General features: G+C 59.5%; 17 protein-coding genes and 1 pseudogene. 8 read left to right on the plus strand and 10 right to left on the minus strand.

What is annotated here, in order from left to right; translation table 11 throughout:
* Nucleotides 1-8 precede the first annotated feature (8 nt).
* Nucleotides 9-1,171, plus strand: a pseudogene (locus NLN62_RS04190) (ABC transporter substrate-binding protein); the annotation flags it as partial.
* Between the two features lie 895 nt (nucleotides 1,172-2,066).
* Here the strand turns inward: NLN62_RS04190 and NLN62_RS04195 are convergent.
* On the minus strand, nucleotides 2,067-2,270 hold the full coding sequence (locus tag NLN62_RS04195; RefSeq protein ID WP_254107506.1) for a hypothetical protein: 204 nt from the start codon (nucleotides 2,268-2,270) through the stop codon (nucleotides 2,067-2,069).
* Nucleotides 2,271-4,321: 2,051 nt separating this feature from the next.
* Between NLN62_RS04195 and NLN62_RS04205 the strand changes: the two genes are divergently transcribed.
* The 4 genes from NLN62_RS04205 (at nucleotide 4,322) to NLN62_RS04220 (ending at nucleotide 7,363) form a co-directional block, all read left to right on the plus strand.
* Complete coding sequence (locus NLN62_RS04205) at nucleotides 4,322-4,525, plus strand: hypothetical protein (RefSeq protein ID WP_371932911.1); 204 nt, start codon at nucleotides 4,322-4,324, stop codon at nucleotides 4,523-4,525.
* Between the two features lie 264 nt (nucleotides 4,526-4,789).
* Nucleotides 4,790-5,485, plus strand: a complete 696-nt coding sequence (locus tag NLN62_RS04210) for a hypothetical protein (RefSeq protein WP_254107510.1) — start codon at nucleotides 4,790-4,792, stop codon at nucleotides 5,483-5,485.
* A gap of 436 nt (nucleotides 5,486-5,921) precedes the next feature.
* Nucleotides 5,922-6,692, plus strand: coding sequence for a KilA-N domain-containing protein (locus NLN62_RS04215; RefSeq protein ID WP_254107512.1), 771 nt, complete (start codon nucleotides 5,922-5,924; stop codon nucleotides 6,690-6,692).
* 377 nt (nucleotides 6,693-7,069) lie between these two features.
* A complete protein-coding gene (locus NLN62_RS04220; RefSeq protein WP_254107514.1) occupies nucleotides 7,070-7,363 on the plus strand; it encodes a hypothetical protein in 294 nt (97 codons plus the stop codon).
* A gap of 126 nt (nucleotides 7,364-7,489) precedes the next feature.
* Here the strand turns inward: NLN62_RS04220 and NLN62_RS04225 are convergent, their stop codons facing one another.
* Nucleotides 7,490-7,723 (minus strand): hypothetical protein, encoded by a 234-nt coding sequence (locus tag NLN62_RS04225; RefSeq protein ID WP_254107516.1) that lies wholly within the window; start codon nucleotides 7,721-7,723, stop codon nucleotides 7,490-7,492.
* Between the two features lie 667 nt (nucleotides 7,724-8,390).
* Between NLN62_RS04225 and NLN62_RS53260 the strand changes: the two genes are divergently transcribed.
* Nucleotides 8,391-8,513, plus strand: coding sequence for a hypothetical protein (locus NLN62_RS53260; protein ID WP_371932912.1), 123 nt, complete (start codon nucleotides 8,391-8,393; stop codon nucleotides 8,511-8,513).
* Nucleotides 8,507-8,827, plus strand: a complete 321-nt coding sequence (locus NLN62_RS53265) for a hypothetical protein (protein WP_371933097.1) — start codon at nucleotides 8,507-8,509, stop codon at nucleotides 8,825-8,827. Before NLN62_RS53260 ends, NLN62_RS53265 begins: the two co-directional genes overlap by 7 nt.
* A 1,344-nt stretch (nucleotides 8,828-10,171) precedes the next feature.
* On the opposite strand, the gene NLN62_RS04235 is transcribed toward NLN62_RS53265, so the two are convergent.
* Both NLN62_RS04235 and NLN62_RS04240 read right to left on the minus strand, forming a co-directional pair.
* The gene (locus NLN62_RS04235; protein ID WP_254107518.1) at nucleotides 10,172-10,450 is read right to left on the minus strand and encodes a hypothetical protein; all 279 of its coding nucleotides are present in this window, start codon (nucleotides 10,448-10,450) and stop codon (nucleotides 10,172-10,174) included.
* A gap of 329 nt (nucleotides 10,451-10,779) precedes the next feature.
* Nucleotides 10,780-11,019 (minus strand): hypothetical protein, encoded by a 240-nt coding sequence (locus tag NLN62_RS04240; protein WP_254107519.1) that lies wholly within the window; start codon nucleotides 11,017-11,019, stop codon nucleotides 10,780-10,782.
* A gap of 1,257 nt (nucleotides 11,020-12,276) precedes the next feature.
* Between NLN62_RS04240 and NLN62_RS04245 the strand changes: the two genes are divergently transcribed.
* Nucleotides 12,277-12,546: a hypothetical protein gene (locus tag NLN62_RS04245; RefSeq protein WP_254107521.1), complete on the plus strand. Its 270-nt coding sequence runs from the start codon at nucleotides 12,277-12,279 to the stop codon at nucleotides 12,544-12,546.
* Nucleotides 12,547-12,688: 142 nt separating this feature from the next.
* On the opposite strand, the gene NLN62_RS04250 is transcribed toward NLN62_RS04245, so the two are convergent.
* The 6 genes from NLN62_RS04250 to NLN62_RS04275 all read right to left on the minus strand — a co-directional run bounded on the left by NLN62_RS04250 (nucleotide 12,689) and on the right by NLN62_RS04275 (nucleotide 21,702).
* Nucleotides 12,689-13,866 (minus strand): IS3 family transposase gene (locus NLN62_RS04250; protein ID WP_254107522.1). Its coding sequence is split into 2 segments (ribosomal slippage): nucleotides 12,689-13,569 and nucleotides 13,569-13,866, totalling 1,179 coding nucleotides; the frame shifts between segments, so codons are not numbered across the junction.
* A 1,552-nt stretch (nucleotides 13,867-15,418) separates the two neighbouring features.
* The gene (locus NLN62_RS52890) at nucleotides 15,419-15,550 is read right to left on the minus strand and encodes a hypothetical protein (protein WP_256575878.1); all 132 of its coding nucleotides are present in this window, start codon (nucleotides 15,548-15,550) and stop codon (nucleotides 15,419-15,421) included.
* A 1,280-nt stretch (nucleotides 15,551-16,830) separates the two neighbouring features.
* Nucleotides 16,831-17,250 (minus strand): hypothetical protein, encoded by a 420-nt coding sequence (locus tag NLN62_RS04255; RefSeq protein WP_254107523.1) that lies wholly within the window; start codon nucleotides 17,248-17,250, stop codon nucleotides 16,831-16,833.
* A 186-nt stretch (nucleotides 17,251-17,436) separates the two neighbouring features.
* Nucleotides 17,437-17,667, minus strand: a complete 231-nt coding sequence (locus tag NLN62_RS04260) for a hypothetical protein (RefSeq protein ID WP_254107524.1) — start codon at nucleotides 17,665-17,667, stop codon at nucleotides 17,437-17,439.
* A 1,540-nt stretch (nucleotides 17,668-19,207) separates the two neighbouring features.
* Nucleotides 19,208-19,381: a hypothetical protein gene (locus NLN62_RS04265; RefSeq protein WP_254107525.1), complete on the minus strand. Its 174-nt coding sequence runs from the start codon at nucleotides 19,379-19,381 to the stop codon at nucleotides 19,208-19,210.
* Nucleotides 19,382-20,538: 1,157 nt separating this feature from the next.
* A complete protein-coding gene (locus tag NLN62_RS04275; protein WP_254107526.1) occupies nucleotides 20,539-21,702 on the minus strand; it encodes an MFS transporter in 1,164 nt (387 codons plus the stop codon).
* Nucleotides 21,703-21,789 lie beyond the last annotated feature (87 nt).

A 21,789-nucleotide genomic window follows, 5' to 3' on the forward strand; every position in this document is an offset into this window, starting at 1 on the left:
GAAACGACATGGCCGGCCACCTCACACAATCCACGCTTGCGTTGCTACTCGCTCTCATTCTCACCGGCTCAGTTGCCCACGCCGAGATCAAGGGCGAGGCCATTCGCATCGGCGTACTCACGGACATGAACGGCATCTTTGCAACCGCCATGAGACCAGGTTCAGTTGAAGCGGCGCGGATGGCTGCGGACGAATTCGGCGGCAGGATCAATGGCAAGCCGATCGAGATCTTGCAGGCCGACCATCAGAACAAGCCGGACGTTGCGGGCTTCGCTCGCGCGCAAATGGTTCAACGACCGCGTCCAGGCGATTGCGGATGGCGGCAGCTCCGGTGCGGCACTCGCAGTACAGGAGCTCGTGCGCGCGAACGCCCACGTTTTTCTGATCTCCGGCGCGGGCGCCAACCAGCTCACCGATGAAGCTTGCGCGCCGACCAGCGTGCAATGGACGCACGACGCCTACTCCACCGCGACCGCGCTCGTCTCGGGCATCATGCAGTCAAGCAAGGAGCCGTGGTTCTTCATCACCGGCGACTATGCGTTCGGACATTCCGTCGAGGCGACGGCGCGGGCACGGATTGCGGAACTCGGAGGAATGGTCGCCGGCAGCGTCAAGGCGCAGCTCGGGACGCCCGACTACAGCTCATTCCTGCTGCAGGCGCAGTCATTCGGCGCCAAGATCCTGGCCCTCAATGTCGCCGGCGACAATGCCACGGCCATCAAGCAGGCCGAAGAATTCGGGCTGGCCGCCCAAGGCATGAAGATCGTGCCCATGTCATTTCAGAATGTCGACATTCACGCGGTCGGCTTAAAGGCCACACGCGGCGATCTCATCCTGACCAGCTTCTTCGAGGACGCCTCGCCGGCCGCTCGCCGCTTCTCCGACGCTTTTTATGCTCTGCGGAACGCCATGCCATCGCAGATCCAGGCGGGTGTCTATTCGGCCGTGCGACATTATCTCCAGGCCGTCAAGGACGCCGATTCAGATGACGGTCCGACCGTCATGGCGAAGATGAGGGTTACTCCCGTTGTGGATGCCTATACGCAAAACGGCCGCATCCGACGACGACCAGCGGATGGTACGCGATCTCTATCTGGTTCAGGTGAAGACGCCCGAGGAATCCAAGGGCCCGTGGGATTTGGTCAAGCTCGTCGCGACTGTCCCACCGGACACACCGGTCCCCCTCACCAAACAGGCATGGACTTTGCGGCCTGCGTTTCAACGCTGCAAACCGAATAAGTGTGCTTTTTCAAGGGAGGTCGGACCAACGCGGATATTGGTGCTGGCACATGACTTTTAATCACGGGGTCCTGGGTTCGAGCCCCAGCGCGCTCACCAAAATAACGCAATAGACACTGATATTTACGGCTTATTCCGAACGAGCCGCCCCGCGCAAAACGTCCTACTAAATTCGATTTGGGTCCATTTTTGGGTCCATCACTGTTCATTGAAAAAACGCAGCGGCTTCAGCGTCCGCGAGCCGAACTGCGGCCCGCCCATGCGCTTTCGCCCCCGCCTCCTCCCGCCTCGAAATAAGTACCACGGGCGCGCGCTGCGAATCCGACGGGCCATTGCCATTGGCAGACGGGACCACGTTGCCCGTCCATGGAACGCATGGTTCGGGTACTGCCGATCGCGAATGCCAACCGCTAGGTTCGCTACTCGAGAATTTCCCTGCCGTTTGTGCCGGAGCGCTTCAACGGCACGAAATATTTCCGGGACATGCCGCCGGCTCGCGGCGTCGATCAGCGTCCCTTGTACAGGCCGCGGCTCGGCGATGAGCGCCACCTCCATATCGCGCGCATCGAGTGGAAGCAATTCGCGCCGCGACGTCGATGAACCCGCCTGTAGAACGTCGTCCGTGTCAGTGTCGCCGGCATCAAACAACTATTTCGAAACCGGCTCGAAGGCCCCGTGCTCCGCTAGGCCTGTGGAAGCGCAACACCGGTCAGCTCGCCCAACTTAGAGCCGGTCTTGAAATTCTGGATCAGTTGCCTCATCGGTCGGCCGCTCCTGCTGGAGGTGATGCCAGTAACGACCGCCGACCAAGGCGACCGGTTCAGCACTTACGCCAGCCAGGTCTGAGTCCGTTGTCCGGTATCGAAGTCTGCTGGCGCTCCTAGGCCGCCGATGGCCGTGCCCAATCGATTGTTGATCGCGAGCGACCGCAAGTCGGCGCGCTCCTCGGGCAAAGCGCTATCGTCCGCCAGATCCAGGCAGAGCCGTTCGAACTTTTTGAGCTCGTCGATGACGTGCTGATGCCGCCCCATGGCCGCGGATCAATTCCGGCCGGCGCCACGCCGTCAAGAGTCCAGCGGTGCGTGGTTGGTGCTCGGCCGCGCCGCTAGCGAACCCATAGGGCCACAAGGGCACACGCGAAGCCTACCGCTAGGATGGCCGCAGCCGTTGCCGTGACCAGGTCAATTGACCAGCGGTGTCGTTTTCCACCGATCAAGTCGAAGTGCCTTGAGTGGCGGTCGTCCCTGAATGTCTGAAGGTGCATGACACGCACTCCCTTGTGCGCGCGTTGGACGATCATTTATACAGCAGCGACCCCACTTTGCCGGGAGCTCCGTAGGGCCGCCTGGTCTCCCGGAGCCAAGGCTGGAGGGGCGTTAGCCCGGGAGGCAAAGCAATTCTACGCCTTCTAGCAGGGCCCAAACATTAACACTTGAGAATCCTAATTCGCCAAAACCAGTACCCAAAGATCTGTGGTAGGCGCGGGCCATCCTCCAGGGAACATCTTCCCAAGCCCTAGGGCTGGCTCATGAAGCTCACCGCCGAACGTCAAACCCGCCGCGGTTCGAGCTTCTTTCGTTCGCGACGACACAACCTGAATGTGCGCGCACGGTTGTAAAAGAACAGAACGTGTTCACTTCGCGGTCTTCTGCCCGAATAAGAGCGGCCCCAGACTGCCAGATGCTGAGGCCGCCATTGCTGTTGTCATTGCGCTCCGAGAGGACTTGGGGAGACCTAAATCGGAGCAATTCCAGAACGGCCTAAGCTCCGGCGCGTTCCTCGATTCGCAAAATAATCAGCAAATCCCTATCTCCGGCTTATGCGTATGGCGCACGAGCTCTGCTTGGCGACCGCCGGCAAACAGGTCCCCGACGGGGCGGATTGGATCCATGAAGTGAAGCACGGCCGGATGCTGGTCATGCACGTCTCGCGGCAGGCCGCCCGAATCGTGCGATCATGCAACTGATCAGCGAGCACGGTTAGCGAGCTTCCCCATGTCTCATTTCATGATGGATTGTTATTTTCCCGACGTCAGGAAGCCCGGCGGTCTCGCTTGCGATTCCTTGCCGATTAAGGCCCTCAACGAGGGTGATGCAATTGCGGAAGCTAAACGGATTGCGATCTGGAAGAAGCCCGTCCGGTTCGATGTGCGATCCGTCAGCAATGGCGGAGACAAAATGATATTCGCTTCATAGCTCGGTGATCAACGGAGAGGCCGGCAACTGATGCGGCATTACAATTGAGATATTAAAAGAGTAACGCCCGCGATCAGCGTTGCCGTACTGAGGGCCACAACGACGAGCGCTTGTTCACTACGGGCTTCCAGCTCTTTGTCATCCATGAGGCTCAACGTCCGTTCGCATTCCCGGTTTCATGTCGGCGGTCTTAGACCTCGCGAATTAAGCCACTTGTCGATATGAGCGACCATTTCGTCTAACCTGGCTTTGCGAAGCAGAGCCTCCCGATCGACACCGGGGGGAAGCAACTTGGCCTTCTCGCGAAGCCGTTTTGCCTCGGTGACGAGGCGTTCGTGAGTGAAACGGAGACGCTTCATTTCCGCTTCTCCATTCCGTTCGAGGAGGCGGGAGCGCAGATAGGCGCTTTCATCACCGATAAATGCCAGAGGCCGCGCGGTGATAATTCTTAACGCCCTTCCCGGAGGTTTCGTTCAGAACAGGACAGCGAGCCTCACCCAGTCGAAGGCCCGCCAGCGTGAACCGTCGGTCGAGAGCGTGGGGCCAAGCCCCCGCGCTAGTCGGCATCCGATGGCTCGAGAAAGCTCAATGAACTGGAGGGCATTGCCCCATTCATCCAGGATATAAATCTGAAACCGCATAGGCAAAAAATAGGCCCCAGCGCAGATCGCGCTAGGGCCTTGTGTGTGTGTGTTCACCGCCTCAGTCGGCGTGCGTGCACTGCCAGCCGCTGGCGGTTGCGCTTTCTGTGCGATCGTCAGGAATTTGCGCAGGTAAATGCGCCCGGCCTGCACCCGTGACACTTTATGACGAGTAAGAATGTGGGGGGTGATTTGGCCCTGCACTTTACTCGCGTTGATACCTCACGGGACGAGCTCGAAATATGGATGGCGAGCAGCGACGGATTTTCGTTCGTGATCAGCAATGAAAGCCGTACCGGTCCCGGGCTTCACGGACAGCCCGGCTTCATTGCCTCGTGGCGGCCCATCCACCTGAACAGGCCGGCAATCAAAATTGCTGGGTCTCCCTTCAAGACCTTCGCCGAAGCCAAAAATGCGTGCGAGGCTTTCCTGGTACACCTGACGCAGTAACGAATGGACCTAACTGCGACCGAGCGAGATTTCCTGAGACGGCTGGCTTCCGAATCATGGATCAGCCCGCCACTCTTCGACCATGAACTCGTCACCCGGCTAGTCGATCTCGGGCTTGTCGAGGGTGACCCGCTTGATTCAGGTGAAGTTGAGTACAGTATCACTGCCGCCGGCCGTGCCGCCCTGTCCTGATCCTGCGCCCCTTGCGCTCGCCCTCCGGTTGCAAGAAAAAGGGCAGCTAATGATTCGAAGGCGGGCTGCGCAATGGTCAGAATAGCCGTTTGGTTTTTGGCTGCATGCTGGACGACAGGAGCGCAGGCAGAAAGTTGCAAAACCATCCTAGATGCTGCGCGTCGCCTCGACTGTTACGATGACGCTTTCAAGGTTGACCACCTTCTCGTCGACATACTCAACAACCCGCAAGCGGTCGCCGCAATCCTAGCTGCGATCTTCGCTTTGATCAGCGGTGTCGGCGGCCCGCTGGTTGCGTTGCGCATCGGCAAAAGGCAGGCGGCAGCGAGTCAGACCTCAGCGGATGCCGCAATGTTGACCGCGAAGACCGCAGGGTTTCGAGAAATCGCGAAGCTACGGATATCTTGGATGGACAACCTGCGGAATACGCTCGCCGAGTATCATGCCATCCTGATGAATTTACAGGACGATGAAGCTCTCGCGGCCATTGCCGATGTCGAGGAGAGGAAGGTGCGCCGCAGTGCCAATGAGGAGGAGCTAGAAAAGATCGTTTTGCTGGGCACTCAACTCGATCTTCTGCTCAATAAGGATGACGAAGTTCAGAAGAAGCTCTGGGACATCACTGATGAGATCTATCATCTCGAGAAGAGCGCAGATCGCCAATCCTTGAACGAGCCACTGATGGACGCTGGACGCGCAGTCTTGAAAGGCGAGTGGGAGAAGGTGAAGCGCGAGATGCGCAGCGCCGAATTCCAACCCGGCGAATAGCCGGCGGCCTATCCGGCACAAAATCGATGTGATGGCAGTAACGCCCCCGGTAATGGACGGATGTTGTGGCGGGGCGACATTTGCTGGAAATTAGCAGGCGCGGGTTTAGATTCGCACAAAATACAGGCGGGTGCCTGTTCGTAACTCACCCGGTGCCGACGTAGAGCGTTGCGCCGAGAAGGCACCCGGGTGTCCAATGATCGTCATGTGCTCACGCTGATTCGAGACGGGCGTCAAGGAACGCTGCGGCAACTGCTCTCGTCTCAGTTTGTGTACGTAAAAGCCGAAGGGCGGCCCCGCGCCAACGGGTACCGCCCTTCAAATTTGAAACCCAAGCCACGAAGCTGTGGCAACGGCCTCCCCTTAACAAGGGCTGTTGTACAGCGGCAGGACTGAATGTCCAGCGATTCGTGGCGCATCACACAGGAGATGCGTCGTGCAGCAGCACTTCGATCTGATCCCGCATCCAGTTCAAGGGGGGATCATCTACCAACGCCCGAAAGACGGCTACATCAACGCCACAGCCATGTGCCAGGCGGCCGGTAAACAATGGTTCGATTATCGCCGGCTCTCGGCTACGACCGCCTTCGTTGAGGCATTAGCCGCCGAAACGGGAATTCCCGGTTCGGAGATGATCCAGTCCATGAAAGGCGGTGATATTCGCTATCAGGGCACCTGGGTCCACCCTCAGGTCGCCATTCATCTGGCGCAGTGGCTCTCGGCCAAGTTCGCCGTGCAGGTGTCGCAGTGGGTCTACGACTGGATGTCGGGAACTGCGCCGACTTCCCGGATCGAGGTCCCGTACCACCTCCGCCGGTATGTCGCTAATCACCAGAACGTTCCCGTGGGCCACTTCTCGATCTTGACCGAGATGACGCAGATGCTCATCGCCCCCATGGAGATGATGGGTTACACCCTGCCCGAGGATATGGTCCCCGATATCTCGCATGGGCGAATGTACTGCAAATGGCTGCGGGACGAACACGGTATCGATACCGACGCCTTGCCAACCTATCCCCATGTCTACGAGGACGGCAGGCGCGTGCAAGCCAAGGCATATCCCGAAGCTCTCCTGCCAAGCTTCAGGAAGCACTTCCGCGAAGAATGGCTCCCGAACCGGGCTATCGACTATTTCCGCGGGCGCGACAGCGAGGCGCTGCAATACCTGCCGAAGCTGATCGCCAACAAGCCCAAGAAGATGAATTAGACCGGGGGAAAGAGGGCTCCAGCGAGCACCCGCTGGAGCCCTTCTCCGTGCACGCTCGGTTATCCACACGCGACAGGCAGTAGCTCGCCGCAGCGCCGACCCACGACGAATCGATAATTTGCGACGTGCCTACGTCCGCGCTTTGATCGCGGCATGAAGCCTAGTCGCCGCGAGGACCGCACACCGCCCGGTCACCGCCCTATCAAGATCACCATCGGCCAGATGCGCGAGATGGGCGTGCGCGGCGTCCTGATCTGTTGCGCCGACTACCGTTGCGGCCATTGGACGGCCCTGAGCGCCGATTGCTGGCCGGATGAGGTGCGCCTGTCCGATATTGAGGAGCGCTTCATCTGCAAGGCCTGCGGCAGGCGCGGCGCGTGCGGCCGGACTTCAACTGGACCGGAAGCCGGTCGGCATGGGCTATCGCTGACCGCTCGGCTTCTATCCGCGAGCAGGCCGAACGGCGCGGCGGCCAACTGTTGCAGGAGATGGCAGAACGCGGTGAGCGCGACACCGGCAAGGGCAACCGCAATCCGGTTTTGAAGTCGCAGGCTGCTACGCCCGCCGACCTCGGCATCACCAAAACGCAGTCGTCACGCTGGCGGCCCAACTGTCCGCAAACGAGCATTGTTCGAACAGTTGCTTTGCTGGCGGCGGGGAAAGCTCAATAAAATCGCAACGCAGGCTTGGGTCGGGCGCCGGCCATCGAAAATCGAACTGTTGCATCAAAGCGGGCTCAGCCGCCGGACAAACCGCGCAGCCGAGCCCGGTGAGTTCGCAAATTTCCTCGCAATCAGTTACGCGGACTGCTCGCCCTCGGCCGGCGGCTCGCCCACGGGCTCGGCTGGGGCCTCGACCGGCTCCGCAGAGACGACGGGCTCCTGCTCGGGCTCGGCCACGGCCGGGGCCTCGACCGGCTCCGCAGAGACGGCGGGCTCCTGCTCGGGCGCGACCTCGATGGCCGGGCTAGGCGTCGGCTCGGCGGTTGGCTCCACGCTCGGGGTGGTCTGATCGGGTTCGTCTGGTGCCATAGGTATTCCCTCCCTCAAGGGGTGACTTTGTTAGACATTTGGATTTGGAAGAGTGGTCGCGTTGCCTGCTCGCGCAGGCAAGTCCGCAACGTGTTTATTTAACGCACAACGCGAACCTTCCCGCAATATCGTAGGTTCAGTCGCGCTTTGATTTTTTTGCGCAACACGCCAGTGAATTCGCCAGTGCCAGCAAACAGCCGTCGCTACTTCACTCTGACCGCGATCGGCGGAATGATGGGCGATGTCCGACCGCCCGACCAAAGTTCGCTTCGGCGAAATGCGCGCGAGGAACGAGGCCGGTCGCTCAGACGTTGCTGGTGACCGACACGCTTTCTCCAGTCGGTAATCTGCCGCCCCGGTCTGAATCACCCCGTTCATTCCAGGCGGGGGCTTCTTTTTCGCGGTGTCAGTCGCGGGCGGCTCTGGATGCGAACTTGGCAGAGACGTTGCTGTGATCCGCATCGGTCTCGAGGGGCTCGTTTCCAAGCATCGCGATCGGCCTTACCGGGGTGGTCGGCAGAAGCACTGGATCAAAGTGAAGAACCGCAGCTATCCTGCGATGGAGCGGGAGCTCTGACGCGCGCCCGCTAGTTCAGTTTCCCGCCGCCCTCCTAGGCGCTAGGAACACTGAAAGGTTGCTCGGGTTGGGTCGCGGTGGAGAGGTGCTGTGATCCGCTACTTTTTCGACATCAGGGACGGAGCCGAGCTTTACCCGGACGAAGAAGGTCTAGAACTGGCAAATGAAGGGCCGCTGAGATGGAGGCTGCAAATACTTTGGCTTCCATGTTGAGCGATGCGCCTGGTTTAGGCGATCGGCAGGATATCGCTGTCGAGGTCCGAACGGAGGTTGGCCCGGTTTTTCAAATTGCCCTCATGTTCGAGGCCAACCGGTTGAAGAACCGCCAGTGGGAACCGGCCAGCCCCTTGCGTCACTTCATTAGACAATTGGTCCGGCACTGTAGCACCTCGGTTACAGCATTTGCCGATCGGCGTTGCCAAGCTATTCGCGGTCAGCGGAGGGCCCCAGCATGCCAACCGATCTCGCTCAGAATCCCGAATTGGACGAGGACCGCACAAAGGCCGATCCAGATCATCCCCGATTAACTTATCCGTCTGGCTTGAACGTCGTGGAAGCGGCTAATTCGGCGGTTGAGCCTGTTGATCGTTACTTGCCCGGCAAATGGAGCTGGGGACCGCCGAGGTCTTCGCTTTATTGGTAGAGCACCCGTGAAGTTTTTGCTGTCGCGTCGTTGCGGAGAGTTGCTGAAGCATAATGGGGGCGCCCCTACTTTTGCAGCTAGACGGCGATCGGGAAAAAGTGGAAGGTCCCCGCGCGCTCTTTGTGTTTCAAAGAGGCATACTGTGGAAGGCCTCGGCCGGTCAGCCCCGGGCTGGGGTCTTTTCCATTTCCACCAAATAAATACGCCGCCCGCTTGAAATGTCGCGCAGGCGGCGGTTTCTCCAGCCCCGGGTGGGAATGCAAATCCCCGGCATAAGTTAGTCTGGTTGAACTAGGCTACGGTTCAACCCATTGCCATTTTTTCCCGTTTTCGCATTTGCGAACACTCGAGATCGGAGAAGGCGAAGAGATAGCCCGCTAATGCCGTCGCGAACGCTCAGCATTCGCGTTACCACCTTTTCCCTATTCGTTGATCTGGCTCAACTGCCGCCCGGCAAAACGGAGCGCGTCCTGTTCTGAAGCAGGAGATCCTCGAAGGGGAGCAATATGCGGACCCCGCCGTCATGGATATTTCACCTGTTGGCTTGGTCGTTAGCGGCCATCGGCCTGATAGCAATTGCCTCGATGATCCCTCGGCCTGGAATTGAATGAGAGAGCCGGGCCTTTGAAGCAGCCGTCCTGAAACCATTTTGATCGCCCCAAGAAGAATTTCAGCAACATTTCGGGGGTAAGCCTTTTCCCAGCCGACGTGCCGAGCAGAAGTTGCTGTCAAAACAGCTTTCTGAGGCGGGCAGCTACTTAGCCGCCTTAGCCAAGTCTCCGCAGTTGTCCTCCCAACCGCGCTAAACTTGGGTGTTTATGAAGCACGAAATATTGTGGCTCATTGTACCGGCTATCACCGTCACTATTACGTTGGCAACAATAGTCCTGCTCATTGGGCGGTAAGCGGCAAATCCGACTGCCTAATCGCACACGGGAAGATGCCGATGCGCGGCAGTGTGGATGCTCGGCAGCTAAGTGGATTGAAGAAAGCCCGCGCAAACGCGGGCTGAGTTGGGGGACTGAACGTCAGACCTAGGAGTCATGACGCAATTATTAGTTTTGCGAAGAGTGGCGAGGGTTCAGTCGCCTAGCCGATCAGCGGCCTATTAGTGCTCGCCGACAACGCAAAGGCGGCTGGCCCCTTTGTTGTCGCGTTGTCCGCGGGCTCATCCCCCGGTAGTTTTCCGGATAAGATCCAGCATGGAACTCGGGTCGCTTCGGGGCGTCTATTCGTCGGTCCAGGAAATGCCGAGCTCCTGAGCGACTTCCTTCAAGCTCCGCCTGAAGCTCGCTTCGATCTTCGCGCCGCTCTCGGCTTCGTATCTTGCGAGTTCACGATCATTGAGCGCCTGCGCAATGGCCTCAGCGTCCTCCTGCGAACCGAGAAAGCCGGATAGCCTTTCGACCTTGCCGTCAACAATGGCCGAGACCATCCAGCGGCCGTCCTTGGTCGGCACCGCTATGTGGAAGATCGGATACTCGACGCCGGTCGGTCCCTTGCTCATCATTCTGCTCGTTCAAATAGGTGGACCCCCGGGTGACGCCCGGATGTTTCGACGCGGCGACATTTGCTGGAAATTAGCAAGCGATGGTTTAGATTCGCTAAGCGAGTTAAAATCCACGCAGAGACCCGAGGACGATCTAAGACCATCCGGGTTGCGGCAAAGGGCGCCGAAGCCTTGGAGCCGCTGGCACCGGGCGTCGCACCCCGAGTTTCCCAGCGGTCCTTTGGGTTAAACGTGGAGGTCGCGCGCTTCAGCAACCATCCCTACGGAAGAGCGTCGAATGTTCGCTTCTCGACAGTCATGGACAGTATCCCAACTATGTGCGGCAGCTATGGCGAATGCTCGCCATCAGTTGATCGAGGAGTCCGGTTGCGCAGCGCTTCCAAGGCAAGGCGAGCGTAGTGCGCTGCCTTGAGGTCGCCGGTCTTTTCGATGTCCTCTAGACCCACATCAAGTACTGCATAGCGGAGACGGCGTGAGGATCCGGGCGAATGGTCATTGCGCATTCTATCCGCGAAGTCGGCCTCGCCGATTCGCAACCAATCGGCCGGACGGATGTTGGCCGGCATGTCGTCGACCACTCGTCATGAGACCAGTGCTGGAGCCCTCCTCATCTGCAGCGCGGCGGTGCTGGCGCTGCTTCTGCTGATGCAGAGCTTGCACTGACGCCTTCCGCGGGAGAGGCTGCGCCCGACCTTCTTCCGACTAACACCAACCTTTTTGACCGCCTTCGGCTGGCTCGAGTTGCACGAGAGCGGGACTTACGTCCGATTGTTGAGCCACGGAGCATTGAGTAGACCGGTCGGCCCCGTGCCGCTGGAGGTCCGCACCGAATCCGCAGCACAGGGCCGAAGGGTCCGCTCAGGCCAGCCCCGAGGCAGACGCGCCATGATGCGCGACGAAGCCGGCGTGCGCACTAAGACAAAAGATGAACCAAATAGGAGGCCCCCCGGTCGGCTTGAGAGGGCGTAGGGCCAGGTCGAGGTAAGGGGTCCAGTTCGCGGCCCGCGCACAAGATAGGTCTGGCCAGAGAAGCGGCCCCGGCAGGGGCTTGCAAGCGCCGGAGCAGCTCCATCCTCTTGAAGCACGGCCCGCCGAGCGCAAGCCAAGCATACCGTAGATATCGAAGGGGTAAGCGTTTGTCGGCGCGGCAGCCTGACGCACCGGATAATTGACCTAAGTCAAGTTCGGCTCTGGCGGCGGAAGCCAGCCACCGTCAACCGGCCACTTTGGTCAAGGCTCCTGAGATTTCAGTTGTCCACAGGCAACAGTTAGTCCGGTTCGTTAAGCGACAGGCCGATTTCATTTGCGCCGCCAAAACCTCGGGGCGTAGCTTCATTGGCGCCGGGGCTGGTCCATATTTCACCTATTTTTTTGACCCGGCGGGGCCGCAGCGGCATTTGACGCTGCGGCCTTTTTGCAGACTGCCAACAACCGGCGGGCCATGTTCTTGTGCTGCGGTTATGCACCGTTTATCCACAAGCAAGGATGAACGGATCACGCCTGACCTTCTGCGGGCGGCGTGTGCCGCCAACCGTTCCGGTTGGGCTCTCTTTGCGATCGGCGCCGGGCGCTTCATGCGGCACCGTCCATCATCATCTGATCCATACCTTGTCGATGTATTCGCGGCGCAGAGACACGTGGCCGTTCGCGTCCTTAACCTTCATCACTTACGTAAATTTCGGATTCGCGTTGTCGCGCAACTGCAATTCCAGGAACGTCTCTCGCAGCCGAGCGGGATGGTCTGATGCTCGACCTGCGTACCCGCACGGTTAGGGGCCGACCGTCGAGAGATGGCTGCCCCGCCGGGGCCGGAGGTTTGATCTGTGACCGATCGAGGCTGGGGGCGGCCTTTCGAAGATCCAATCAAGGAGGACGGCCGCAAGCTCGTCACCTTGCGCGATGCCGGCAAATACATTGCCGCATTGCCCAAGAAAGTGCACGCCGCGCCGGAATGGCAAGCGGCTATGGAGGCGCTAATCCTTGTGGCCGAGCAAGGTGGTCCTACGATGTTCGCTCGGATCTGGATCATGCGCGCGCTCAACCACGGGAAGTCCGATCCGGAGGTGCAGCCGCGCCGGAAGCCCCTCAACTAAAGACCCCCCACATGCGGCGAGAGGGCTAGGCCTCCAAGGAACCACCACGGTCAACCGCAGAACGCGTGCCGCTGCAAATATCTTTCTGGTAGGGCAGATTAACTCGCCGCAAGCTGATCTTCCCCCGAAAAAATGGACAGGGTTAAGCTGCTTTTAGCTCCATCTCGATCGGGCTGAGATATCCGATGGCCGAGTGGCGACGTGTTCGATTGTAGAAGCCCTCGATGTAAGCAAAGATATCACGTGTGGCTTCCTCACGTGTTGCATAATGCTGGTGATGGACGAGTTCGGTTTTGAGCGTGTGGAAGAAACTCTCCATCGGAGCGTTGTCATAGCAATCGGCCCTGCGGCTCATCGAGGCTCGGAAGCCGGCGGACTGCATCATCTTGCGATACTCCGCGGAGGCGTATTGAACGCCGCGATCTGAATGGTGGATCAGGCCGGCGCCAGGCCGCTGTGTCGCAATGGCCATCGCTAAGGCCGCCAATGGCAGTTCGGCGCGCAAATGATCCGCCATCGCCCAGCCGACGATCTTGCGGCTGTAGAGGTCCATGACCGTGGCCAGATAAAGCCAGCCCTGATCAGTCTCGACGTACGTGATGTCGGCGAGCCAGATCCGGTTCGGCGCTGCGGCGATGAAGTTGCGCTCGAGCAGATTCGCGGCGATCGGGAAGTCGTGACGGCTGTCGGTGGTGCGCACCCGTCGTGGCCGCGCCATGATGGCCCTGATACCGTGGCGGCGCATCAATCGCTCGATGCGACCGCGGCTCGCCCCGCGGCCCTGAGCCCTCAACTCGGCATGGATGCGCGGGCTGCCATAGCGGCCATTGGTGTCGCGGTGAACCCGCTTGATATCGCCGACGAGCTCACGATTGGCGGCGGCTCGCGCGCTCTCCGGGCGCGCCCGCCAGGCATAATAGCCAGCAGGCGAGACGCCGAGCACGTCGCACATGATCATCACCGGATAGTCGGCACGGCGATCTTCAATGAAGCGGAATCTCATTTCTGAACTCCAGCAAAGATCGCGATCGATTTTTTTAAAATGTCGCGCTCCATGCGCAGCCGCTCGTTCTCTCGCTGCAAACGGGCGATCTCCGCCGCGTGGTCCGCCGACGGCAGCGCCGCCTGCGTCGTGGGGCGCCGCGACGCCGCCGTCGGCTCCCGCCTGGCCCCACGTTGCTCTACCCACCGCCGCAACACGGAATCGCGCAGGCCAAGTTCCTTGGCCACCGATCCGATCGAGCGGCCACTCGATGCGACCAGATCAATCGCTTGCCGCTTGTAGTCGTCCGTAAACGACCGACGTTGACGTCCTTCCATCCGACACCTCCTGGCTCTTCGAGCCTACTACAGGTGTCCATCAGTTCGGAGGAGGTTCAAGCTTCAACCGTTTGGGGTCCGCGCACGCTGCGGCCTTGCCGCCGCCGCTGCGGCCGGGTCGGTCGTCCCTGCTGCGGCAGCAGTCCGGCCTTCCTGCGGCCCTCTCCTGCCCCGCCGGCTTAGCGCCCGGAAGCTTAAATACCGCTCTCGAATTCACATGTGATAGCGCAGCGCCCAATCACGGCTGCCAAGATGTCGGCATGGGCAGGATGGATGGCATAGAACGCGCGTTCGTGTCGTTGGCGGCGCTGGGCTTCCTTGTGCTTGTGGCGAGCGTGGTTGCGTTCGCGATCTTTTAGCCGGTCCTCTTGCGCGTCGTCCCGCCACTGCAAGCGCTCGCGGCACCCGCCGCAGGTCAAGCCGCGATAGGTGCTCCAACCCGCCAGCCGCTCGGCTGCATCGGCGACCTCAGCTGGCGCGCTAACGCCTAAGTTGGTGAGCGAGCACGCTGTTCTGAGATTTGCTTCGCGGTGCCACCAAGTCACTAGGCAATCTGAGCATCCGTTTTCCATGCGCCTCAGGAGTTGCTTCTCGCATGGACTGAGCGGCCGGTTCCTCATCGCCATTTGCTGGATCGAGGCCCGCACAGTATGTCGCGCCAGCGCCCGGCGCAAACTGCACGTCGCGCCATGCCCCAATGGCCCCGCCCTCCCGGCGCGCTGTTTCCTCCGGCCTTGTCCCCTGACGCCATATGCCTCACGCGCCGCCGCTCCCGGCGCGCTGACGATGGATGCGGACATCATGACGTGTTGCGATGCCGCGCGCGCGTCGTGCTCTATTCCGTTGCCGCGTAGTCGATGCCTGCCGGTGCCTGAACGGTGGTGTGGTGACCGAGCTTTATCTCCTTCACAACCAGACCAAGCACAATAGCTGCCATCACTACAGCGAGCGGTCGAAGTTCTTCTCGACAAAGCATGAGGGATCAACGTGCGCTGCTTTGGTTCAGTTCCCCTAGTCCGGCTCGCGCGGCCAACCTTGCCTTAACGAAATTCGGTCTTCCCGTCGAAAACACTGATGCGCTTCGATCGGTACTAGAGATCGTAACTGTGGGCGCCCGTGCCGCACGATACTCCATGTAAAGCTGACCAGTGACCAGCATCACGCCAGCCCAGACCAGAGCAAGCATCGCAAGTACTAACTGATGGGTGTCGTTCATGAGCGCCACAAGTCCCCTGCGTCACTCAAGGTGAGCGCGGTCCCGCTCTTGGGGGCAATGGGACGAAAAGCGCGGGACCGCGCGAGGCCCGAAGGTCCTACTTGGACAATCAATACGTGTATCGACCGTTCCCTTGGTGACGATAGGAAAAATAGGCATAGGGACGGGTTCCGCCTTTTCTCAGGCGTCGCCCATGCGGGACTGACGTCACTGCGTTTCCGCTGTTGTGCTAGCGCGGGTCTGTCCGGTAGGCCCCGCGCTCCCGACCCGGGGCGCGAGAAGGTTGCAGATCACTCGATAGATGAATGAGCGCGCCTTGGTGGTCGGGTCGCCTCACTACGGCCAATCCTTGCAGAGCGTGATGCCGATCATGATCAGCGAGCCGATTGCGACCGCCACCGGGCAGACAAAAGGCAACTCTTCCAGCACGCTGATAAAGACCGCGCGGAAGCGGAGAGTTCTCTTCATATGCGCAAAGCGCCAGCCTGCCACACCCATCGGACATCTTGGCTTGGCCCCCAGCAGCGGCGGTCTCACTCTTCAGCGCGAAGCGATCTCCGGCTATAGCCCATTCGGATGTATCCCTGGATCAAGGTGAAGGAACCCTTGCAAGTTCATAGGGGCGTTGCCAAGGCAGGCTCCGGGTCATTTGGGAGTGCCGCCGCCAGCGATATGTACTACCTCGTGCACAACGCATTGCGCGCGATGTAACCCGATGCGGAGTGCGCCAGCCTTGGCGTGACAGCTTCATGACATCCGGGATGCCCCAGATGATGGCTGGTCCTCCTACTCGACATGGCAAGAGGCGAAAGATCGATGCTAAGCGACCCGCGTGGAGAAGGGCACCTTTTGCTGCGCCAGCAGTTCCGCGCGGCAATTGCATCGATAAGGCGAGGCACTTTACTCTCTTCCTTTACTGACCGCGCGCCATCAAGCCGCGATCCTCCCTCACGTTAGTCCGTTCCTACCAAGAGGACCAAACATTGAGCCAACGCACCGTTGGAATGCCGGAATTTATTGAATTGATCGATATGGCGCGGTTGCTAGTGAACTTATGGGAAGCCGCGCAACGGCTGCCTGAAGGATCAGAGCGGCGGGAAGCATTCAGACAGATCAGAGGCTTTCAGACGCGGGTGGCGGCATTAGTTACACGCGCATACGCTAGGTGCTAGGCGCGCCACGCCTTTGGCTAGCCATGCAACTCGCACGGGACGCGGTCGCAACCGGCTTCGGTCAGCGCGTGACTACTTGCTCTGCTGCTTTAGCGCCTACAGCCGGTAGGCTTCCTCGATGTACGAGGTCCGGCTCTGTCGGCCCCGGTATCAACTTGGCGCCTTGCTTGCGGAAGTGATCGAGGCCATGGCCGAGCTTGCGGCTTGCGATCGTGTGCTGGTCGAGCGACCAACCTAGGATCGCTGGCGCGTACTGCGCGCCAGGGAAGTGACAGCCGGCGCGGAACTTTGGCGACCGGCACATGATGCGGATCGCATTGTCCACCATCGACCGGGCTTCGCCGACGCTCTTGCTGTAGCGCTCCCAAGCGATGCCGCGACTAAGGGGAATACGTGTGGTGCTGCCAACGTGTCGAATTCTTCATGGCAGATGACGTCGAGCCGATTGCAGACCATCGTTTGGAAGGCTTTGGACGACCATCAAGAGACGATCGAACAGGCGGAGGCGATAGCAAAGATGGCCCGGCAGGCGAAAGCGCCTCACGAAAAACAAATCCCCAGGGTGGAAAACCCACCCTACTGCTCCAGCGTATTTTTCCCACCTACCTCTATATCTCGGGGAAGTGCCATAGGGGACGACTTGTGTATCAGTCGACCTTCTGAGCGCTGGCTCCCCTGCCGCGAAGCTTCATCATCAGGTGGGTCGAAAGCGACTTCCGCATCGTGGGCCTGCGCATTTTCAGGTGAAGAGGTTCGGATAGAACCGTCCCGGCGCGCCTGTAGAGCAATCCCGGCAAATACCCACGCGATGATCCAGCAAATCGACCACAGCAGAAAGCCGAAACCCTTCCCGGCCAGTAAGCCGGCTAAAAGCGAAAATGCGTACGAGAGGAATGGCCATTTGCGGGGCCGTCCAGCCGAGAGCACTGCTCCAATCGAGACCAAAAACGGGGCGAAGGAGACGGCTATGACCCCGATCAGTTCGGGCGTGTCCATGCTGTGAGTACTCCCTGATAGGAGTTTTTCCTCAGCGTAGTATTGAGCCGGACGTGAGCGAAGTTGGATCGCGAGTTAACGTTGATACGCGCAATGCGAGTTAATCTTGAACAGCGTGCGTTCCGGCCATGTACCGTCTGTCCGAGACTGGCGACGCGTGAGTTAGCGCGCGGCGTGGCAGCCTGGCTAAGCTATTTGAATTTGGCCGTAAACAGTTGCTCCGGGCTCGCCCTTTCCTTCCGGGACGGGTCGGTGCAGCACATACAACACGCTCATTTCCGCATATGCCGTGCCCCTATGCACCTCTATTCGATCACCCGGCGCGGGCAGTTGTAAGAAGCTCAGCGTACCCCAAGATTGGGTGTCACCCTCATCACGTACTTCTTCCAACTTGGCCGTAATCGGCATCTTCAGCACCTCCAAATCCAATATCGAAATTACTCGAACACCTGAACCTTAGCACCGCTCCGCTGCAAACCGGCCGTAACACACGCGCCGCTGCCAGATAAAAATCCTCTCCTCCGCCCGCGAATGCCTAGCGCTGGCTATGCTCTGGATATCGAACCGCTCGAGTCGCTCGATCGGGCAGCGGCTGAGATCTCGGCGGCTGGCATAAAAATGTTCCCCCTTTGATGTATATTTGATGCGCGATTGAAACGCGCACCGCCGCTCGTTGGTTGGAGGGTAATCGAAACTGCTCTCGGAGATCCCCATGAGCGACGAGGATATGCTCGTCCTGGCCGGATTGGCCGGCTTCGCCTGGTGGACATACGTTTTTCTGCCTCTGGTCTATTTCTATATCTGAGGTCGTTCCAGGCCTTCCCCCTCTGCTCGCGCAACCGCCTCCGCCGCCCGCTTGCGAAAGCTATCGGTGGGCGGTGTGTGCGTGAAAGTATATCGTTGCCGCTCGCCGCCCGCCTGCCGGACGCGCAGAAACCACGTATCGCCGAGCGCGGCGCTGCCTACGTCGGTCCGCCTCATCTGCGTCGGTACCGAGCTTAATCATCCTGCCGATTAACATCCCCAGCGGGAGCTGAAGCGCGAACCAGGTGATGATGATGGTCCACGTCCACGTCATGGACTGACAACGCGGGTCGGCACGGCCGAGGTCCCGTCGGAACCGCTGGTTCAAACCAGACAATCCTGAGCCTCCATAGGGGCGGCATGGGAGAGATAACCTGAGTTAAAGAAAACAAGAACAAGCGTGAAACTCCAGTGTGTATTCATTTTTGATACGGCTGATCAAACAGGGTACAGGCCCGCCCATCGTGAAGATTGAATGTTAGGAACGTCCAGCTGACGGCTCCATTGGTTCAAATTCGGAAAACCATGGAGCCTAGAATGCGGAAGACAATTATTACGGTCCTAACAGCAGTGGTACTCGCAGGGGCCGCTAGCGTTGCATATGCCCAATCTAGCGGATCCGGTAGTGCAGGCGCTGGGGTCGGCACCGGCGGATCGACGGGCATGGGCGGCTCGTCGTCGAGTGCAGGAGGCGCCGGGACTACTAGTTCTGGAGCCGGGGCTGGTAGCACAACTGGCTCGGCTGGCGGATTGCAAAAGGGCGCCATTCACCCCGGCAGCCCAGACGATTCGACTCGTCGCCGGAGGCGATACTGAAAGACCGGCGGGCTCGACCTCGGTTGCGACTGTCCAGCGCTCCCCGATTCTGTCGCCGTCGATAAGTTAGCCGCCAATTCCTGTTAGGAGCCGCCACTAGGGCCTCTTTCGGTTACTGCTTTAGGAACGAAGACTTCGGGAGCAGGTTGCCAACTCGGTGCTTGACCCTGACAAACAGGCACCATCTCTGCGTGATGAAGGCCCCAGCTCGTCCCTCCCTGAGCTGGGGCCTATTCTTTGCCGTCCACCAATTCACGCAGTTGAGAAACGACATTTCTGTAAGAGTGAGGCCTCAGCTAATTCTGCTGCGCTGTTATGATTTCCCCGCACCGGGAATTTAACTTTGATGCTTCATCCGTGCAGTCACATAGCCGTTTTCGCGATGTTCGATCTCACGCACCTTGCGGGCATATGTCAGGTATTTGTTGATTAGATCATAGTCGTTGGGATTAAACCGGATTTGCTTTTCCATTGCGGCGAGATCTTCGCGCAGCGCGGCAGCGTCCAACATCGTAGTCCCTCCTTCGCAATGTACACACGACGCCAATGGGAGCGGAGATCGGTCTGGGGCCGCCCATTTGACGGTACTATTCGCCGGAGTGCCCTAGTCGTTGCGCGGCGATTTCAGCCACCCGGGAAAGTTAGTAGTTTCCTTCTGGCGGTCCTTCCCAAGCAGACTGTCTCGCTTGTGCCCTGGTGGAAAGGATTTGGCCTCATCGCTCAACTGCCGCGCTTCTAGGTCGAGCCGGGCCTTCAGCGAAGCCTTACGTATGAACCGGTGTCGCTTCATGGACACAACTCCATTCGCGAAAATGCTCTGTAGTTAACTCGGCTCAATTGCATTGGTTCTTGTGTTCAACACATCGGACTGCCAGTCGCCGCGAGCGCCGTTGGTGAATGCTCGGTGAACGATCCATTTAATCGCCGTTCAAGAGGAAGGACGTTTTGCCATCGCGTTAAACCGGTGAAGCGTGTGACTGCATCAGCGGTCACGGATTGAAAGCAATCCCATTCGCCGGCTAGCCCGTCAGTTGAGCGGGGCTGGCTCGAGCTGCACGAGAGCGGCACGTACGTGCCGCTCTTGAAGGCTGAAGCCGCCAACTGAAGCAGCCTTACTCTGGCGGTCGTAATCCGGGCGATCGCAGCCACCCGCTCATATGCGAACCGGTCTCGGCTTGCCGAGCTCTCCGCAGCAAGTTCTCCCGCTCGATACCCGGGGGGACATCCTTCGCTTCGTCTCGCAGGCGAATGGCCTCTGCCGCCAGACGATCTTCGAGAGACTTTGCTTGTTTGAAACGGTGCCGCTTTTGCATGGCCCAGCTCCCTGTTTGAGGCGCGAGCGCGGCGTTCTCATCACCGAGCATGCTGAGCACCGCGCAGTGATAACGAAATCTGCGGCCCAAAAGGCGCGAGCGCCGATTCAAAAGATAGCCCTTCCTATGCGGAACGAGTGCGGGACTAACATAGGATCAGGATTAACATAAGATATTGTCGTCGGATGACTTCGTGTCGCGCGGGGCGACCGAATGTCTGCATGGGGTTCGCGACCGGATTGAGCCAGCGGCAAGTCCCGGCATGGTCCGCTATGCCCGGTTGCGACCAACTTCCGCATGGCCACGAAATGACGCGATTGGGCACGAGCAGACCTCGTCATCTTCCAGCACGCGGTTAGGATGGACGATGCTCTCGCCGTCGCGCAGCCAGAAACAGCGGCACCGATGCAAGCTGTGCGGCGACCACGAAGACGATCAGCGCAGTCTGTGAGCGATCATAGAGCAGGCCCATTGCAATGCTGCCGATCAGCCAGCCGATGCCATAGCCGACATAGAACAGGCCGAAAGCGGTGTTGCGTTGTCCTTCCGGCAACACGCCCGCTATCAATGCCTTAAGCAGCGTGTCCTGAGTGGCATAGGCTAGGCCAAGGAGCGGCAGAGCCACCAGTAGAGCTACAAAATTGCCCGCGAAGGCCAGTGGAGTGAACAGTGCCGACAATAGAACGGCGCCAATCACGACGCTGATACCAACGCGATCATAAAGACGGCCAATCACGAGACTTGCGATCACGCCGCAAAAGGTCGCGAACGCCAAAAGCACCGGGATCATCCATGGCTCGGAAAGCACCTTCATCTGCTGTACATGAAAGGATACGAGCTCATAGCTCATCAGCCCTGCGGCGAAAAACGCGCCTGCCAACATATAGAGCCAATAGGCGCTGCCAAATCCAGCTTTCTGCGCTGTCTTGCCCTGCTCTAGGCGCGCTGGCAGGGGAAAATTGATCCGCGCGATAACGAGCGAGCCCAGCGTCAGCAGCGCTGAGACGAGCAGCAACGAATAGGCGAAGCGGTAGCTGCCACCGCCGAAAAGCACCAATGCCACGACCAGCGGCCCCAATGTTGCGCCAGCTTCGTCGAGAGCGGTGTTCAGACCATAGACCCAGCCCTTGCCCAGCGCACCTGTCGTATAAGACAACATCGCTTCGACGGTCGGCTTGCGGATGGCGCGTCCTGTACGCTCCAACAGCACGAACACGACCGCGAGTTGCCAGCTCGTGGCGAGCGCCATCGCAGGCACGGCGAGTGCATTGACGACGTAACCGACGAAGGTGACCAACCAATAGCGCCCCGTCTTGTCGGCGATATATCCCGCGACCGAGCGCAGGGCATAACCCAGAAATTCAGCGCCGCCTGCGGCGATGCTGATGATGGCCGCTGTGGCGCCGAGCGAGCCGAGATATTGGCCATTGATACTGCCGCCGCCTTCATAGGTGAGGTCGCCAAAAAAATTGACGGCGCCCATGATTAAAACAAAGGCAAAGACGGATGATTTGTTCATAAGGTTCCCGCACTAGGCCCGCAGTCCGCAAACAAGCGTGGGCGACAAGCGTTCCTGATCACAAAACCCGGAGCCTGCAGCCATCCG

Origin of the sequence: Bradyrhizobium sp. CCGUVB23 (assembly GCF_024199885.1) — a bacterium.
GTDB lineage: Bacteria > Pseudomonadota > Alphaproteobacteria > Rhizobiales > Xanthobacteraceae > Bradyrhizobium.